The sequence below is a fragment of the Exiguobacterium sp. QJM3NY_9 genome (assembly GCF_056173545.1).
Window position 1 is genome coordinate 1,718,373 of record NZ_CM149679.1, and the last position, 17,044, is coordinate 1,735,416.

Genomic DNA, 17,044 nt, shown 5'->3' on the forward strand with positions numbered 1-17,044 from the left:
CTATGTATAAACGAAACCATTATATCCAAATTACTTATGATTCCCAAAGCTTAGACGATGATAACGCTTACACAGAGATGAATAATCATTCTAATTATTTTTTCAGAAGAATTATTTTCGTTTAAATTTTATTTTTTGCAACGAGTGTTTCAAGCGTGGTATTTTTAATAAAGAGAAATCTATTATTTTGATTAGAGAGGAAGTACGTTATGAAAAATTCAGTAAAGTGGACAGGGCTCTTGATTGCAGGAACTACCCTGTTTCTTAGCGCTTGTGGTCAGGAAGAAGAGAAGACGACAGCATATGACAAAATCGTTAAGGAGGGGACGTTGACAGTAGCTACTGCTGGAACACTTTACCCAACGTCGTTTCATGATGAAGAGAGCAACAAGTTGACTGGCTTTGACGTCGAAGTCGTTAAAGAAGTCGCAAAACGACTCGATCTAAAAGTAAACTTCAAAGAGATGTCATTCGATGGTATGTTGACGAGCGTCAATACTGGACAAGTCGATCTCGCCGCAAACGATATTACGATCACAAAAGAACGGAAAGCAAAATTCGCATTTTCAAAACCTTACAAGTATACGTATGGAACGGCCATCGTTCGTAAAAGTGATTTATCTGACATACAATCTCTTGAGGATTTAAAAGGTAAAAAAGCAGCCGGCGAGGCAACAACGACTTACATGCAAATCGCTAAAAAATATGGTGCAAAAGAAGTCACATATGATAATGCAACGAACGATCAATACCTCCGCGACGTCTCGAATGGTCGAACGGATGTCATCTTGAATGACTATTATCTTCAAAGCCTTGCCGTCGATTTCTTCAAAGACTTCGACATCACGATCCACCCGGACATCGCCTATAATCCGAGTCAAGTCGGTCTCATCATGGATCTTGATAATAAAGAGCTCCAATCAAACATTAACGCTCAAATCGAGGCGATGAAAAAAGACGGTACGCTCGCAAAATTATCAAAACAATATTACGCCAACAAAGATGTTTCAAAAATGCCTGACGTCAAAACGACGATCGTGGATGTGAATTGAGCAATGTCGACTGGCGCTCCGTGTTTAATCCTGAGTTAGCGGTTGATGCGTTTCCCTATATCTTAGGAGGACTTGGACATACATTATGGATTGCATTCGCAAGCATGGGATTTGGTCTGATATTCGGCTTGTTGCTTGCACTTGCTCGTTTATCAACGTCTCGTTTTTTACGCCTGACTGCGACGCTCTATATTTCATTCATGCGCGGTGTACCGATCCTCGTGATTCTTTTCATGCTGTACTTCGGGTTACCTGTGATCAATATCGAACTCGATGCGTTAACAGCAGCGATAACGGGCTTCAGTCTCAACAGTGCTGCGTACATGGCAGAAATCATTCGCTCCGCCATTGTGTCTGTCGACAAAGGACAAAGAGAGGCTGCCCAGTCTCTCGGCCTCTCTCCTTATCGCGTCCTAGTCGGAATCATTCTCCCGCAAGCGATTCGTTTGGCAATCCCACCTTTATCGAACGTTTTACTCGATTTAGTCAAAGCGTCTTCTTTAGCTGCGATGATTACCGTCCCAGAAATCTTTCAACGTGCAAAAATCGTCGGTGGACGCGAATTCGATTACATGACGGTCTATTTCGTAATCGCCTTCATCTATTGGGGAATTTGCGCCTTGATTGCAGCTGTACAAGAAGTCCTAGAGCGTCATTTTGCTCGTTATCTTTAACCGAAAAAGCACCGCCTGCTTGACGAGTCGACTTTCCTCGTCAAGCAGGCGGTGCTTTAGCCTTGTCTATAATTCTTAGCTAAAAAGGGTTCGATTTGTATAGCTTGGAGAGGTTTATGGAACAAATAACCTTGCAACGTATGGCACCCTAACTGATTTAATAACCTTGCTTCTTCGACTAACTCGACCCCTTCAGCAACAATCGTCATGTTTAACCGTCTTCCTAACTGAATAATCATCTCGACGATTGCACGCTTTTCATCTGAACGGATTGCTTCTTGAACGATTTCTTTAAGAATCTTTAACTGGTCGAACGGTAATTCTACGAGTGTTTGCATTGAAGAAAAACCTGTTCCGAAATCATCGAGCGCAATCCGAATCCCATGAAGGTGAAGTTCGTTTAAGGTCTCGATAATCTGATTCGTTCCTTCGATAAAAATGTGTTCTGTCATTTCAATTTCAAGCAAGTATGCCGGAAAATGTGTCTCTTCAAGAATCGTCAGTACTCTTTCGGTAAAGTCGGGTTGCCTTAATTGCCACGGGGAGACATTGACTGCGATCGTAATCGCTCCATGACCTTGATCCAACCACGTCTTTCCTTGCGCGCAAGCACGGCGCATCACCCATCCTCCTAGCGTTTCAATAAAACGCGTCCGCTCCGCAATCGGAATGAACTCTAAAGGGGAAATCATTCCATACTGGGGATGATTCCAACGCACAAGTGCTTCCGCTCCAGTAATTTTGTGACTGTCTGCTTCTACTTGCGGTTGAAACAGTACAAAAAAATCTCGATTGAGTTCTGCATCGTACAAATCGCGTGTCAGCTGAAGCGCTCGCTTACGCTGATTTTGAGTCTCTGCATCCGTAATCGCATACGTGTTTTTTCGGTTCGATTTAGCTGTAAACAATGCAATTTCTGCATCATTGATGACATGATCAATGGATTCGTCATAAATAAAAGAAACACCGATGCTCGCTGTGACATTGATTTGTTTGAAATCAATTTGTACGCGTTCAGCGACACATGTTAAAATCTCCTCGCATAGCAGTTCAATACCAGCATGACCTTTCGCATGAAGTAAAAAAGCACTTCCGCTTGCTTTGGCAATTAAACAATCGGGAAAACGATTCATGAGTCTACTCCCAACCATATGCAACGTGCGATCTCCCGTCCGGTAACCGAAGGCATCATTGACCGTTTTGAAGTCATCTAAATCAATTAAACAAATTGCATCTCCTTCGCTTGAAATTTTTTCGACTTCAAGAACGAAATAAGATCGATTAGCGAGTTTTGTTACCGGATCAAGAAAGGCTTGCTCTTGTAAGCGTGAAAGATACTCGATATTACGTTCTAATCGTGTCACGTACTGACGATGAATCAATAAACTGATCAGCGCAGCAATGATGACTAAGCCGATTCGTGCGATATAATCTGCTGTATTAGTAACGGACGTGACGTTCGGTGCATTAAACCAAATGTATAAGAGCGAAATGATCGTCGTCCCCGTCGCATAGACGAGCATCGTTCGATTAATGACGACAAGAGAACTCAGTAAAAAAAGAATCGCAGCTGCCCAAACGGTCTGAGCACCACTTTCGAGGAAGGGATAATAGATGAATGGAATTAGTAAAAAAACACTCGACATCACGTGGGGTTTAAGACGATCCGGCAAATTACTTTTCCCAAGCAGAAATTGACAAATGCCTACGAGAAAAATAAGACCTGCACGTAAAAGGTCATACCTGTTCAAGCCGGATGTACTGAGTAAACTAGCAAGCACATACAAAATCGCACCCGAGCTCGTCAGAACTAAAATGATGGAGCCAAACAATTGATAGTTCGCTTTTGCTTCTCGATTATACTGAAGACTGGCGGAAGAAGGTCGCTGCTGATTTTTCATAGGAATCCCTCTTTTCTGTTCTATCCAATTGTCTTTTTCCTTTAGATCATACTTATAAAACCTAATTTTTCCTAAAATAATGATTTAGTTGGAAACGTCTAAATGAAAAGAGAAACGGGTATTCATTAAAAGAAGTGTTAATTATATGCTAAGAAAGGAGCTTAACGATGAGCCATCTGCTGTTTATCGAAGCCAATGATAGTACACATCAATCGAAAAGTCTTAGTTCACAGATGAATAACGCATTTCTTACTTCCTATCGCAAGGAACATCCAGAAGATGAGATTACCATCCTAAACTTATTTGAAGAACGCCTTCCTTTTTTTGATTTACGTCTCGCTAAATCTGCCGCGAAACTATTTCGAGGGGAAACGCTCGATCAAGAGGAAGCCGAACAGGCGGAACGGTTACAAGAGTATTTAAATCGTTTCTTAGAATCAGAAAAAATCGTTTTTTCTTTTCCAATGTGGAATTTAAGTGTTCCTGCCCCCTTGCATAACTATATGGATTATCTCGCGCAATCCGGGCAAACGTTTCATTACACTGCTGAAGGATCCGTCGGACTTGTGACTGGTAAACGTGTACTACTCTTACATTCTCGTGGAGGTGACTATTCAACGCCTGATAAAATCGAATCCGACCATGCCGTACGGTATATGCAGGACATTCTGCAATTTTTCGGAATCACGGATGTCGGATCCATCATTCTCGAAGGGCACCAACAGTATCCGAGTCAAGCAGCAGAACTAATCGAAAAAGCCCTCTTTGCATGTGAGAAGGCTGGGATGGATTTTTAGATGCGATAGAGCAAGTATTCGACATGGCTATCAATGACTAGCTGTTCATAGTTAGGCATGTTGAATGCTTTAAATATCGTATAAGAAAGTGTAAAGTCTTTCTTTATTTCGTCAATATCACCACCCATTTTTTTATTGAAATAGCCACGTTGGTAATAAAAATGACCTAAAAATGATCCATCATCCAATGCGAGACTTTCCTTTATTCCCACGTTCGCTGTTTCAAATCCCTTCCTATAATTCCCTTGAAAAGATAACTGTTGCGCATGGTTATAAATAATTTTGAGGCGAGTTTTTTTCAATTCTATCGTATCATAATTTAACCCTAAAATTTCCTCGTATACATTTTCAGAGTGAATGAATTGATCATTTTCAAAATAAAAATTTGCAATCGCCATTTTAATTCGAAGAAACATTTTGGGAGACTCAAACCAGATGTCTTCTTTATCCGTTAAATGTGCGAGTTGCGAAATACTCGAGCGATAGTCTACCTTTTTTGACCGTTCAGCACTTACTATTTCAAAGTACCTTGCTAAGAGCACAATCTCATTATTAAAAACTGTTTGTTTGATTTTTTCTATCTCGATTAACAGTCCGTCAAAATTTTGATCACGAAATAATTCAGTTAGACGACGATCAACTTCTCGGAACTGTTCGCTTTGATGTTGATCTTGAAACAATAATGATATCGGTACACGAAGACGCTTCGCAATTTGTTGTAATAAATCGATAGTCGGAGAATTTCGTCCATTTTCAATTTTACTGATTTCTGCTTGACTACAAATTCCGTCACATAAAGCTGCTTGTGTCATTTTTTTTTCTTTTCTTATTCGTTTAATTTCGTTTCCGATTGATTTTGGTAATGTAGTATCCATCTACCTACTCCCCTAGCTAACAAAATCTATTTCTATTAAGTTAAAACGTAAATAATAAATAATGTTTTCTTCCATCTTCCACAATTTTTACGTAGTTCGATAGTTCTACTGCAGAAAAAAGTGTATAAGACATTGTATAATCATATTCAATTTGCGCTACATCATTCTCTAGCTTTTCATCGAAATTTGCTTTCTGATAATAGAAATGACCTAAAAATGAAGTGTCAAATAATTGCACACTTTCATTGATTCCTCTTTCTGTCACTAACTTACCTTCTTTATAATCACCTTGAAAAAAAAGTTGTTGCGCGTGATTGTAAAGAATTTTTATTCGTAATTTCTTTAATTCAGTCGTATTAAAATCCATTTCCAATAGTTGAACGTATACCTTCTTAGAATGAACAAATTGTTGATTTAAGTAATAATAGTTTGCGATCGCCATTTTAATTCTCAAATACATGAAAGGTGACTCATACCAAATCGCTTCTTGTTCGGTCAAATATGATAATTCTGAAATACAAGTGCGATAATCAATGTTTTTCTTCCCCTCTAAGGCAACTAAATCAAAGTACTTAGCTAATAACACAATGTCCTTATTTTCATTTAATTCAATGAGTTTTTTCGAGCGTGAAATTAACTCATCAAATTGATGAGTACGAAAAAGGTGCGTTAGTTCCCGATCATATTTCTGAAAAGAAATAGACTCAGCATCACGATCAAACAATCTAGAAATCGGAACATTTAAACGCTTTGCTAATTCTTGCAACAATTCGATCGTAGTTGAAATTTTCCCATGTTCAATCTTACTGATTACAGCCTGACTGCAAATTCCATCGCATAGTTCCCGTTGTGTCATATTTTTCTCAAATCGCAATAACTTAAGTTGCTTTCCTACTAATTTCGAAAAAGAAGCCATATGATCATCTTCCTCTTTTTATTTTGGTTTATGATGATACTGTTTTAAAAATTGTTTTTTTGTATCTTCAACAATTTTTACATAACGCTTCATTTCTAATGCTTTAAACAATTCGTAAGCCATCGTGTAATCATTTCGGGTACGATTATCGAAACCATACATTTCTTCATAACATTCTGCACGTTGATAATAGAAATGGGCGATATACGATAAGTGATTCAACTGCACACTTTGTTCAATTCCCGTGGTACAAATCAAAACGCCTTTTTTAAATCCCTTGATTTTATATACTAATTTGGCGTGATTATACAGAACTTTGAGTTGTTGTTCTTTCATTGTTACAGATAAGAAATCTGTAGTTTCTAATTCTTTATATATTTTTTCAGCTTGTGTAAATTGCTTGTTTTCCGCATAAAAAATCGAAATCGCCATTTTTATTCTTATATACATCATCGGTGCATCATATACCAAATCTTTAGAGTTAGCCAATTGCAATAAAATCACTGATGCTGTTCGAAAATCAATTCGTCGTAATCTATATTCCGCTATTACTTGATGATATCTAAGTAATAGTTTGATTTCATCATCATTCTCCAGGGAGAAGCGATTTTCTATCAATAATAACAGTTCTAAATATTGTTCTTCTCTCATTAAACTAAGAAGCTGATGATCAATACTTTGAAAACGATCAGTCATTTCATAATCTTCAAGTAAAGTAGTCATTGAAGTACCTAGTCGTTTCGCGATTAAGCCTAGCAACTGAACCGTTGGTGAATTTAGACCGTTTTCTATCTTACTTAACTCCGCTTGACTACAAATATTATCACTTAACTCACTTTGCGTTAATTTTTTTTCAATCCGTTTTTGTTTTATTCTTTTTCCAACTGAATGATGTGATATCTTCATAACTTTTTCACTCAGATCCCTTCCAGATATTCATAAAAAAAAGTCCCCCGCCCAAGTTAATTTTACTTGTTACGGAAGACTTATTTATTCGATGCTTCCGGCGAGAATCGAACTCGCACTGCAGCATTACCATTGCTGAGGTCTGCCATTAACCTACGGAAGCGTACATATTTCTGATATCAGTATAGCTTAGATAAAACATTTCTTCAATAAAAAAACTGACAGACGTTGACAAGTCTGCCAATTTAGAAGAATTATTTACTTATAATACGGTTTTTGTTAGCGAATTATCGAACACGATAAGAACTGAGTAATGTTCGTCTGCTTTTGATGCAACGAATGTAGAAAACTTAAGTGTAATGATTGAATTTGAACCGACTCCGTTTTCTTCGAAGAAATGATTCATTCGTTCTTCTAACTCCTCAGGCGTACGTCCTACCAATACTTTTGAATGCAACATCTTATTCACCCCGTCTATTTTTTGTGTACGATTATGGTTTTTCCCAAAAGCGTACACTCTAAAACCTACATTTTTTCAACTTGCTGAATTTCAATCCGTTCGCTAAGGTGAAGATATGAATCATATTTTACGAAGGAGTCGAGGCATATGAAAGATGACATGTTTGATGAAATCATTGATAAAAAAATGACAGGTTCGGTCAAATGGGACGGCTTAAAAGATTTATATGGAGCAGAAGAATTAATTCCGATGTGGGTCGCCGATATGGATGTCCGACCAGCGGATTCAATCGTCGGGGCATTAACAAAACGGATTGCACACGGTCATTTCGGCTATTCCCTATTCGAAGATCGAGCCAAACAAGCCATTCAAAACTGGTTTTTGAAACGTTATAATCAACAGATTGAACAATCATCGCTCCTTTATTCAAGTGGCGTCGTCCCTGCTCTAGCACACAGTCTCCTGGCACTGACCGATGAGCATGATGAGGTCATCATTCAAACTCCTGTTTATCCCCCGTTTCACCAAATCATTCAATCGAACAATCGAACGCTCATTGAAAATCCGCTCCGCTTGATTGCAGGACGTTATGAAATTGATTTCTTGAGTCTTGAAGCACAGATGAAAACTGCGAAAATGATGATTTTATGCAGTCCCCATAATCCAACTGGTCGGGTGTTTAATCGGAGTGAACTTGAAACGATTGTTGATTTGGCCAAGAAATATGACGTTTATCTTCTGTCCGATGAAATCCATGCTGATTTGATTTTTTCCGGTAACAAACACCATCCGATTTCATCATTTTCATATGAGAAGGCAATTCTCGTCAGTGCACCTTCAAAAACATTCAACATTCCAGGACTTTATGCTTCTTATCTGGTTGTTCCGAACGAAACCATTCGTTTGGAAATCGAACGTGTCCAGCAAGCAAACTTTGTTCATCCGAACGCGCTTGCCTCAACGGCAATCATTGCTGCCTATGAGGATAAGGCGAGCGAACAATGGCTCGACCAACTTCTCGTATATTTAGAGCAGAATCGTGACCATGCTCTCAGACGAATCGAAACGGAGATGCCGCTACTATCTGTCGTCAAACCCGATGCAACCTTTTTACTTTGGATTGATTTTGAGCGCCTCGGATTGACAGAAGATGACCGTGCGACTTGGCTCGTCGAACAAGCATCCCTCGCCTTAACCCATGGAAAACCATTCGGAACGAACGGCGTGACATTTGAACGTTTAAACTTCGGATGCCCGCGGCGCCAACTAGACGAAGCACTCGACCGGCTGCATGCGGCGTACCTCAGCTTGATGTAAATGATTTTTACAAAAAACAGATTAGCACATGCTAGTCTGTTTTTATTTTTGGGCATTATACACCAGTTAATTATTTTTAAAAACATAAAACTTAAATATAAACATTACAATCTAATGTCAAAATTCAGAAAATTAGAACTTTAACAGGGACGAAAAGTGTCCCAATCCCTTGATAGACTAGGCTTGAAGCCATTTTTCACCTGTTTGCAAGGACTTGCAATGTGGTTTTAGCCCCTGTAAGGTTGGGAACAAATAAGTCATCGGCGTTCACTTTTTAACTTTTTTATATCTGAACAGACAACAGACTATATCTGAACAGACAACAGACGATGACAACTACATGCATGGGAGGATTTATTTTTATGTCGCAAGAATGGATTTCAATTGGCTTGTATCTGCTTATGATGCTTGCCATCGGTTACATCGCGTATAAACGAACGACAAACACGGAAGATTATATGTTAGGTGGTCGTAACTTAGGACCGGGCGTAACAGCATTATCTGCTGGTGCTTCCGACATGAGTGGTTGGATGTTGATGGGTCTTCCTGGTGCCATGTATGCAACTGGCGTCTCGGCTCTTTGGCTCGCACTCGGTTTATTGATCGGATGTTACATCAACTATATCGTCCTCGCTCCACGTTTTCGTCTCTATACGGAAATGGCAAACGATTCGATTACGATTCCAGACTTCTTGGAGAATCGTTTTAAAGATACATCACGTATCTTACGGACGGTCTCTGCGATTGTCATCATCGTCTTCTTTACGTTCTATACTTCAGCCGGTATTGTATCGGGTGGTAAATTGTTCGAAAGTTCATTTGGCTTTGATTATCATTATGGTATGCTCTTGACGATCGCGGTCGTTGTCGCCTATACACTCTTTGGCGGTTTTCTCGCAGTCAGTTGGACCGACTTCGTCCAGGGTTGTATCATGTTCGTCGCTCTCATCCTCGTACCAATCGTCGCATTGACGGATGTTGGTGGTGTCGACGGCGCATTCAACTATGCGGACAACTTAGATCCTACGCTATTTGATCCGTTCAAAGGAACGACTGTCCTCGGAATCATCGGATTCCTCGCTTGGGGACTTGGTTACTTCGGTCAACCCCACATCATCGTCCGCTTTATGGCAATTCGTTCTGTTAAGGACTTGAAAAAAGCCCGTCGTATCGGGATTGGTTGGATGTTCTTCTCAATTTTAGGTGCGATGTTGACAGGTCTTGTCGGGATTGCCTACTTTGAAGGACAAGGTAATGGACTCGGTGACCCAGAAACGGTCTTTATTCGTTTCGCTGATGTCTTGTTCCACCCGTATATCACCGGCTTCTTGATGGCAGCCATCTTGGCAGCAATCATGTCGACGATTTCTTCTCAGCTGCTCGTTACATCAAGTGCGCTGACGGAAGACTTCTATAAGACGTTCTTGCATAAAGAAGCGTCAGACAAACAACTTGTTTTAATCGGTCGTGGTGCAGTTTTAGCCATCGCAGTGATTGGAACATTCCTTGCCTGGAACCCTTCAGCAACGATTCTTTCACTTGTCGGTTACGCATGGGCTGGTTTCGGTTCTGCATTCGGACCAATCATCTTGCTTTCACTTTACTGGAAACGGATGACGAAACAAGGGGCACTTGCCGGAATTATCTCTGGTGCCGTCACAGTCATTCTATGGGTCCAACTCAACTTTAGCGATACGCTTTATGAGATGGTTCCAGGATTCTTTACAAGTCTTCTCTTTACAGTCGTCGTCAGCCTTCTTACGAAACAACCTGTTGACTCTGTACAAGACAAGTTTGATGATATGGAAGAAGAATTAAAAGAAGTACAACAATAAAAATAAAAAGCCTACCGTGATTTTGGTTTTAACCATAAATCACGGTAGGCTTTTTCTGCATCTACGGTCACGTCAGTTCAATGACACCATAATGCAGTTTCGATGATTTCCGTTTAACACGCTCGAAGCCGAACCGCTCGAAAAGTTCGCTTTCGAAATGCGCCTTGACGACGACTCGTTGACGGGCGACTCGTTGTGCTTCCGTTACTGCTACGCTTGACAATTGTTCATAATCAGCGAGCGTCCGCAGTCCGTTTAAGTGTGTTGACTCTGTCACAGTCTTTTCAAACATCGGATCAAAATAAATGACATCAACCGCATTGTCCGGCAACGCTTTAAGATAGGTACTATGCTGTTGTTGAAGGACCTCTATCCGACACATCGCTTCATTGATTGGCGGATAGTCTTCCTTCCAATGCTTCATACCTTCAGCTACAATCAAGGCCGTCTCTCTTTTACTTTCTAGCGCAGTAATCTGTCCACTCGCACCCACAGCATGGCTCATGACGATTGCATCCGCTCCTAATCCTAGCGTGCAATCAAGAACGGTCATTCCCGGCTTAAGCTTGGCGATTGCAATTAATGGATCATGACCCGATGCATCAAATTGTTTTATCCGAAAGACCGCACTAGACGGATGAAAGAAAAACGAGGCTTCTTCATCTAACGGATAATATTCCAACCGTTGCTTGTCGACGACTAAAAGGGGTAAGCGGTGGGTTTGTTGTAACGACTGAATGCTGTGTTTTTTACGTTCGACAACCTGAAAGTCTAGCGCTCCCTCTTGCATCAACTGATGTAAGCGTGTTTCGACGGCAGCGGTCGGTCTTAAACATGTTGTCAACAACACCTGTTCTTTCTTCACTTGATTCACTCCCTTGAACTACCTCCACCTACGCTTCGCTTAGAGGTGTAGGATTCCTGAGTTACCCGACCTAACGGTCGAAAATTGATCAGGCTAACCCCGTCGTCCCGACGGTTGAAGAAGCTAGGATGCGTTCTGCTTCTTGTTTGAGGTTCAGTCCTGCGTTCACATCAAGGTCGTGGTGGATGCCGCAACTCGGGCATGTCCATTCACGCAAGCCAAGATGTTTGACGCTCGTCTGCACAGACGTGCTATCGACTTCCTTCAGCCAGTCGATCGCCTGCTTCAACGACGGGAGTTCTTTCGAACAAGAACCGTAGGACAGTCCCTTCCCTGTCGCTTTATACGTCTCATCCGACTTCGCTAAGAAGTGGTTGAAGACGAAGCGCGAACAACCGATCGTATTCGCAATCAGGATTTCCTGCTCTTTTGTCGGGTAGATTCTGAATTTGTAGGCCTTGTGTGTCAACATGACGTTCACCTCCCTACAACGGATATACCTGAAAGAGAGGGTGGCGATTCATCTCCCACCTTCACTCGATCTTCACCCTGATCGTTTAGAAGTGGGCGTATTCTCGCCTAATTTAGATAAAAAATAAGCTAGCCCAGGCCAGCTTATTTTTTTTTCTTCAATAACCCTTCGATATCTTCGATGAGTGCTTTTTTAGAAATCAAATCTTCCTGTTTTTCTTGCTCGACTTTTGCGTCGACTGTCGTCCGTTGCAATAATGCCTGCAACGTCTCATCGATACTTGATTTCAAATGATCCCGATCTTCTTTATTTAACGCAACATCATGTCGTACATCATCACCTTGCTCATCCAACTGACGTAAGCGTTCTGTCAATTGTTTTGCCTCACGATTCAAATCAGCATACAATCGTTCGATTTGCTCGAGGCGTAATTTAATACCATCTCGTTCAGTGAACATTTTTCCATCTCCTTCCAATACATATATGTCTACATCATTACTTTACCATATTCGACGTCAAATGATACAACGACATTCCGTTTACAGGTGCTTCCGAATACTTTTTTAAAGATGTCCTTCCTCCCTTCCCATCGGCTATCTTTTGCTTTTTCGTTCTTTTACTCGCTATAATGAACATGCACAGGTAATTGCTATCAGAGGAGGATAACGTCATGGATTTAAAACGTCGAACACTACGACATGTAGACCAAGTGGAATTCGAACATTTCGTAAAATATGGCGAGCCGGCCTACGGACTGACGAAACAAGAAATTCGAGGCTACGATCAGGAACTCGGGACCACTCGTGCCTTTGATTCACTCGAACACAGTTACCCGGAGGATTTCTATTTTGACATTATCGTCGAAGACCAAGTCGTCGGTCGTGTCTTGTTATTAAAAATGGGTCATTACTTCCAGCTCGATTTGATGATTTTTGATTCATACAGCGGGAACGGTTATGGAACAAAGGCTGTTCAGTCCGCCTTGCATACATCGAACGTCCTTGAAGTATACGAAGTACGTGCTCGCGTCTTACCGACATCACCTCATGAACAGATTGCACGGAAAATTTTCCTTTCCAATGACTTTCAGGAATCAGACGGGTACTTCGTCAAAGGCCGTCGAAAACGTTATTCGCTTCAACGTCCCGATTGACCACCGACGCTCTCGAGCGTCTTTTTTTTGACATATTTTAAAATTACGCGTAAAATTCTGCTCTGTATGACCTAGAAAGGAGCACACTATTTATGAATGAATGGTTATGGTTCCCCTCGATTATCTTAACGATGGGATTGTTATTACTCAGTTATCGTTTTTTTGGTAGAACGGGATTGATGGTCTGGATTGCGATCGCGACAATCATCGCCAATATCCAAGTAACCCAACAAGTCGATATCTACTCGTACATTTTCACATTAGGAAATGTCGTGTATGGAAGTTGTTATCTTGCCACGGACATTTTGAATGAAAAATACGGTAAAAAAGTTGCACGTCAAGGTGTTTTCTTAGGATTCTTCTCTTTGATTGCTACGACCATCCTCATGCAATACAGTCTCCTTTACTCACCTCTAAATGATGCTTTCGCGAAGGACATGTCTTCATCGATGAACTTATTATTCGGTTTATTACCTTGGATTGCACTCGGTAGTCTTTCTGCTTATTTGGTCTCACAACTATTTGATGTCTTCATGTATTCGAAGATTCGTCAAAAGACGGGTGAAAAAAAATTATGGCTCCGAACAACTGGTTCAACAGTCATCAGCCAATTGCTCGATACGTTGACGTTTTGCGCGATTGCTTTTCACAGTCTCCCGTTCGATATTTGGTGGCAAATCTTTTTGACGACGTATGTTGCGAAGTTCGTCATCGCATGGCTCGCGACACCATTTATGTATATCGCGAAACGGATGAACCCGCCTGCTGATTCGACGGATCTCGCAGCCTGACATCAAAAAATCCAATGACTTCATTCATCAAACCGAGGATGGAAGATTTTATTGAATTAACGGATAATGGTAAGTGGGAGGTGGTATGATTGAAAATCAAACGGAATGAACCTTTTCGCTATACCTTTAAAGAACCGATCACAGGTGAGTTTTACCTCGTTAAAGACGGACGCCGCACACCAGCTGGATTGATGCACATCCATAATATTTCTCCAAGTGGTATCGCCATCACGACCCCACTCAAGTTACCTTTACAGAAAACGACAACAATCATCGTCGAGTTTTCGTTGCTTGCCAATACGGAACCTTTAAAAATTGAAGGGCAACTGTTACACGAAAAGTGGATTGGAACGGAGCGGTTATACGGACTACATCTACACACGACAAAACAAGACCGTGAATCGATTGTTCAAGCCGTCAAACATATCGCTAAAAATGAACGTTAAGTGTGATGAAACAGCCCCTTTCTCAATGAGAAAAGGGCTGTTTTTTTATTCCGTTCGATAGACAACCGCTTCATATGGACGCAAAACGACTTCTTGATCTGTATTCGTCGGGGCAGTGGCATAGTTTCCAATTATGATATCCGACGTATCGTGCGCGACCTCGACTGTTGTCTCCTCTTCTGCAAACGAACAGTACACGTACCACGTTTCTCCTTCATAAGTCCGCGAATACGCATAGATATCATTAGCCGTTTCGAGCAACGCATACTTCCCGTAGACGACCAAATCGTGTTCATGACGCAATTGAATCAGCTTCTTATAGTAATAAAAAATCGAATTCGGATCTTCTAACGCCCGTTCGATATTAATTTCACGATAATTTGGATTGACTTTCAACCACGGTGTTCCTGTCGTAAAGCCTCCATGCTGCTCTGCATTCCACTGGATTGGTGTCCGTGCATTATCGCGTCCTTTTTGGTGGACTGCTTGCAGTAATGCTTCAGGATTTGCTCCTTGGGCCATCCGTTCCTTCCACATGTTCCGAATCTCGATGTCTTCATACTCTTCAATTGTCTCGAAGGCGACATTGGTCATCCCGATTTCTTCTCCTTGATAGATGTACGGTGTTCCTTTTAACAAGTGTAACAACGTCGCGAGCATCTTCGCCGACTCGACCCGGTACGTCGTATCATTTCCGAAGCGACTGACGACACGCGGTTGATCATGATTGTTCCAATAGAGTGAGTTCCAGCCTTTGTCGTGTAACGCGACTTGCCATTTCGTGAAATTGTCCTTTAATTTTTGTAAGTCGAACGGTAAGACGTCCCACTTTCCACCTGGACCTGAATCTAAATCCATGTGTTCAAACGTAAAGACCATGTTGACCTCGTCACGCGCTGGATCCGTATATAAAATCGCATCTTCCGTCGTCGCCCCTGGCATTTCCCCGACGGTCAGGACATCATAGTTCCCGAACGACGCATCGTTCATCTCTTTTAAGTATTCATGAATCCGCGGACCATTGACGTAGTGTTGTCCCCCGTCGCCATACAATGCCCCCGGTGCAACATCCGCATCCGGCAGGCCTGGAGTTTTCGAAATCAAGTTGATGACATCCATTCGGAACCCGTCGATTCCACGGTCTAACCAGCGCGTAATCATCGCATAAATTTCATGACGCAATTGTTCATTTTCCCAGTTCAGATCCGGTTGTTTCTTCGAGAAGAGGTGTAAGTAATATTCATTCGTCGCTTCATCTAACTCCCACGCTGGGCCGGAGAAGATTGAGCCCCAATTGTTCGGCAATGTACCATCGTCATTCGCTGCCCGCCAAATATAATAGTCCCGATACGGATTGTCTTTACTTTTTCGTGATTCTGCGAACCAAGCGTGCTCATCTGAAGAATGATTGACGACTAAATCCATGACAATCTTAATTCCACGTGCGTGCGCTTGATCAAGCAATTGATCAAAATCATTCATCGTCCCGAACTCATTCATGATCGCTTCATAATCCCGAATATCATATCCATTGTCATCATTCGGCGAATCATAGACCGGGCTCAACCAGATGACGTCAATCCCGAGTAATTTTAAGTAATCCAGTTTTTCAATGATTCCGACGAGGTCCCCGATTCCATCCCCATTCGAATCGTTAAAGCTGCGCGGATAAATTTGATAGACAACACTATCATGCCACCATTTTTGTTCCATACTTTGTCACCACTCCTCCATGATTGCTTTAGGCAAACGCTTGCACATTTCGGTTAAGCGCTTCCAACGACTTCATCGCCATCGTACCATGTCATTTTGACTTAAAACAAGTGAATTCCAATATTTTAAACAGTACCTTTACATCCGTTTCCACAGACTTTTGATGTTTAAAGTATACTGATTGAGGAAAATAATTTGAGAAGGGAGGCGTTTCATCGTGTATCGTCGTTATTTTTTATTTTTAATTTGGATTGTCGCTATCGTCTTTATTTTATCCTTCGGAAACAATCGTGTTTTTCCGGACGGTTTTTTATTTTCTTTTCTTCGGTTTGATCAAAGTCAATTTGATACGTCAGCCCTGAGCCTGTTTACACTGCTAGGCATTTATCCGCTTGCATTCTTTATGATGTTCTTAGACGAAAAACGATTTTTAAAACCTTCACCGATGTTAGCAAGTATCGGCGCCTTCGTCCTCGGATCGTTCGTTTTGATGCCTTACCTCGCACTCGCCATTCCGCGACAGACATTTCTTCCGTTTCGTCGGCGCACTTGGATATTGATTGCCGTTCCTCTGTTAGCTGTCCTTTCAGCGTGCATCATCTGGATTGCGTTAGCCCGTTCCGACTGGTCGATTTTCTTGCTTTACTTCATGACGAATCAGTTCGTCCGAACGATGGCCGTCGACCTCGTGATGTTTTATATTTTACAAATTTTTATGTTATACCGCATTCGCTCACGCGATGAAAAAAAGTTGATGTGGCGCGATTTCCTCCCGCTATTCGGACTGTTCAGCTATCTCTTTCGCCGTCACGTCTCTAGCTCATCTTCCTGATTTCAGATACAATAAGGGAATAGAGAGTTAGAGGGGGAG

17 protein-coding genes and 1 tRNA gene are annotated in these 17,044 nt (G+C 41.4%); 9 read left to right on the top strand and 9 right to left on the bottom strand.

The features are described 5' to 3' along the window. Window positions 1–209 precede the first annotated feature (209 nt). Window positions 210–1,052, top strand: coding sequence for a transporter substrate-binding domain-containing protein (locus AC0VYQ_RS08910; RefSeq protein WP_215115380.1), 843 nt, complete (start codon window positions 210–212; stop codon window positions 1,050–1,052). Further along, window positions 1,049–1,726: an amino acid ABC transporter permease gene (locus AC0VYQ_RS08915; RefSeq protein WP_214891948.1), complete on the top strand. Its 678-nt coding sequence runs from the start codon at window positions 1,049–1,051 to the stop codon at window positions 1,724–1,726. Before AC0VYQ_RS08910 ends, AC0VYQ_RS08915 begins: the two co-directional genes overlap by 4 nt. Window positions 1,727–1,782: 56 nt before the next feature. Here AC0VYQ_RS08915 and AC0VYQ_RS08920 read toward each other — a convergent pair whose 3' ends face one another. Further along, window positions 1,783–3,627, bottom strand: a complete 1,845-nt coding sequence (locus tag AC0VYQ_RS08920) for a putative bifunctional diguanylate cyclase/phosphodiesterase (RefSeq protein ID WP_475403442.1) — start codon at window positions 3,625–3,627, stop codon at window positions 1,783–1,785. Window positions 3,628–3,794: 167 nt separating this feature from the next. On the opposite strand from AC0VYQ_RS08920, the gene AC0VYQ_RS08925 reads away from it, so the two are divergent. Then, window positions 3,795–4,424, top strand: coding sequence for an FMN-dependent NADH-azoreductase (locus AC0VYQ_RS08925; protein ID WP_475403443.1), 630 nt, complete (start codon window positions 3,795–3,797; stop codon window positions 4,422–4,424). Here the strand turns inward: AC0VYQ_RS08925 and AC0VYQ_RS08930 are convergent. The 4 genes from AC0VYQ_RS08930 to AC0VYQ_RS08945 all read right to left on the bottom strand — a co-directional run bounded on the left by AC0VYQ_RS08930 (window position 4,421) and on the right by AC0VYQ_RS08945 (window position 7,284). Continuing rightward, entirely contained in the window at window positions 4,421–5,299 is an 879-nt protein-coding gene (locus tag AC0VYQ_RS08930) for a helix-turn-helix domain-containing protein (protein ID WP_475403444.1), read from the bottom strand. The two genes, AC0VYQ_RS08925 and AC0VYQ_RS08930, sit on opposite strands and share 4 nt — an antisense overlap. Before the next feature lie 40 nt (window positions 5,300–5,339). Beyond that, entirely contained in the window at window positions 5,340–6,215 is an 876-nt protein-coding gene (locus AC0VYQ_RS08935; RefSeq protein WP_475403445.1) for a helix-turn-helix domain-containing protein, read from the bottom strand. Window positions 6,216–6,233: 18 nt separating this feature from the next. Further along, window positions 6,234–7,121, bottom strand: coding sequence for a helix-turn-helix domain-containing protein (locus AC0VYQ_RS08940; protein ID WP_475403446.1), 888 nt, complete (start codon window positions 7,119–7,121; stop codon window positions 6,234–6,236). Between the two features lie 92 nt (window positions 7,122–7,213). Next, window positions 7,214–7,284 (bottom strand) — tRNA-Thr (locus AC0VYQ_RS08945). Window positions 7,285–7,728: 444 nt separating this feature from the next. Here AC0VYQ_RS08945 and AC0VYQ_RS08950 point away from each other — a divergent pair. Together AC0VYQ_RS08950 and putP are read left to right on the top strand one after the other, a co-directional pair. After that, window positions 7,729–8,898, top strand: coding sequence for a MalY/PatB family protein (locus AC0VYQ_RS08950; RefSeq protein WP_475403447.1), 1,170 nt, complete (start codon window positions 7,729–7,731; stop codon window positions 8,896–8,898). 362 nt (window positions 8,899–9,260) lie between these two features. After that, a complete protein-coding gene (gene putP, locus AC0VYQ_RS08955; protein ID WP_215115382.1) occupies window positions 9,261–10,733 on the top strand; it encodes a sodium/proline symporter PutP in 1,473 nt (490 codons plus the stop codon). Between the two features lie 67 nt (window positions 10,734–10,800). Here the strand turns inward: putP and AC0VYQ_RS08960 are convergent, their stop codons facing one another. The 3 genes from AC0VYQ_RS08960 to AC0VYQ_RS08970 all read right to left on the bottom strand — a co-directional run bounded on the left by AC0VYQ_RS08960 (window position 10,801) and on the right by AC0VYQ_RS08970 (window position 12,528). Next, window positions 10,801–11,598 (bottom strand): class I SAM-dependent methyltransferase, encoded by a 798-nt coding sequence (locus tag AC0VYQ_RS08960; protein ID WP_475403448.1) that lies wholly within the window; start codon window positions 11,596–11,598, stop codon window positions 10,801–10,803. Window positions 11,599–11,686: 88 nt separating this feature from the next. After that, a complete protein-coding gene (locus AC0VYQ_RS08965) occupies window positions 11,687–12,070 on the bottom strand; it encodes a helix-turn-helix domain-containing protein (protein WP_475403449.1) in 384 nt (127 codons plus the stop codon). Window positions 12,071–12,213: 143 nt separating this feature from the next. Beyond that, window positions 12,214–12,528, bottom strand: coding sequence for a hypothetical protein (locus tag AC0VYQ_RS08970; protein ID WP_029330516.1), 315 nt, complete (start codon window positions 12,526–12,528; stop codon window positions 12,214–12,216). A 212-nt stretch (window positions 12,529–12,740) separates the two neighbouring features. On the opposite strand from AC0VYQ_RS08970, the gene AC0VYQ_RS08975 reads away from it, so the two are divergent. The 3 genes from AC0VYQ_RS08975 (at window position 12,741) to AC0VYQ_RS08985 (ending at window position 14,460) form a co-directional block, all read left to right on the top strand. Then, window positions 12,741–13,223, top strand: a complete 483-nt coding sequence (locus AC0VYQ_RS08975) for a GNAT family N-acetyltransferase (RefSeq protein ID WP_214891967.1) — start codon at window positions 12,741–12,743, stop codon at window positions 13,221–13,223. Between the two features lie 92 nt (window positions 13,224–13,315). Further along, window positions 13,316–14,014, top strand: coding sequence for a queuosine precursor transporter (locus AC0VYQ_RS08980; RefSeq protein WP_029330520.1), 699 nt, complete (start codon window positions 13,316–13,318; stop codon window positions 14,012–14,014). A gap of 89 nt (window positions 14,015–14,103) precedes the next feature. Further along, entirely contained in the window at window positions 14,104–14,460 is a 357-nt protein-coding gene (locus tag AC0VYQ_RS08985) for a PilZ domain-containing protein (RefSeq protein ID WP_088837278.1), read from the top strand. Window positions 14,461–14,505: 45 nt separating this feature from the next. Here the strand turns inward: AC0VYQ_RS08985 and AC0VYQ_RS08990 are convergent, their stop codons facing one another. Further along, window positions 14,506–16,173, bottom strand: coding sequence for a glycoside hydrolase family 13 protein (locus tag AC0VYQ_RS08990; protein ID WP_475403450.1), 1,668 nt, complete (start codon window positions 16,171–16,173; stop codon window positions 14,506–14,508). Window positions 16,174–16,390: 217 nt separating this feature from the next. On the opposite strand from AC0VYQ_RS08990, the gene AC0VYQ_RS08995 reads away from it, so the two are divergent. Further along, window positions 16,391–17,005, top strand: a complete 615-nt coding sequence (locus AC0VYQ_RS08995; protein WP_088837280.1) for a hypothetical protein — start codon at window positions 16,391–16,393, stop codon at window positions 17,003–17,005. Window positions 17,006–17,044 lie beyond the last annotated feature (39 nt).

Bases quoted from the DNA above. Each gene is read 5' to 3' on its own strand.
- AC0VYQ_RS08910 (WP_215115380.1), top strand. From the start codon at position 210: ATGAAAAATTCAGTAAAGTGGACAGGGCTCTTGATTGCAGGAACTACC.
- AC0VYQ_RS08920 (WP_475403442.1), bottom strand. From the start codon at position 3,627: ATGAAAAATCAGCAGCGACCTTCTTCCGCCAGTCTTCAGTATAATCGA.
- AC0VYQ_RS08925 (WP_475403443.1), top strand. From the start codon at position 3,795: ATGAGCCATCTGCTGTTTATCGAAGCCAATGATAGTACACATCAATCG.
- AC0VYQ_RS08930 (WP_475403444.1), bottom strand. From the start codon at position 5,299: ATGGATACTACATTACCAAAATCAATCGGAAACGAAATTAAACGAATA.
- AC0VYQ_RS08935 (WP_475403445.1), bottom strand. From the start codon at position 6,215: ATGGCTTCTTTTTCGAAATTAGTAGGAAAGCAACTTAAGTTATTGCGA.
- AC0VYQ_RS08940 (WP_475403446.1), bottom strand. From the start codon at position 7,121: ATGAAGATATCACATCATTCAGTTGGAAAAAGAATAAAACAAAAACGG.
- AC0VYQ_RS08950 (WP_475403447.1), top strand. From the start codon at position 7,729: ATGAAAGATGACATGTTTGATGAAATCATTGATAAAAAAATGACAGGT.
- putP (WP_215115382.1), top strand. From the start codon at position 9,261: ATGTCGCAAGAATGGATTTCAATTGGCTTGTATCTGCTTATGATGCTT.
- AC0VYQ_RS08965 (WP_475403449.1), bottom strand. From the start codon at position 12,070: ATGTTGACACACAAGGCCTACAAATTCAGAATCTACCCGACAAAAGAG.
- AC0VYQ_RS08970 (WP_029330516.1), bottom strand. From the start codon at position 12,528: ATGTTCACTGAACGAGATGGTATTAAATTACGCCTCGAGCAAATCGAA.
- AC0VYQ_RS08975 (WP_214891967.1), top strand. From the start codon at position 12,741: ATGGATTTAAAACGTCGAACACTACGACATGTAGACCAAGTGGAATTC.
- AC0VYQ_RS08980 (WP_029330520.1), top strand. From the start codon at position 13,316: ATGAATGAATGGTTATGGTTCCCCTCGATTATCTTAACGATGGGATTG.
- AC0VYQ_RS08990 (WP_475403450.1), bottom strand. From the start codon at position 16,173: ATGGAACAAAAATGGTGGCATGATAGTGTTGTCTATCAAATTTATCCG.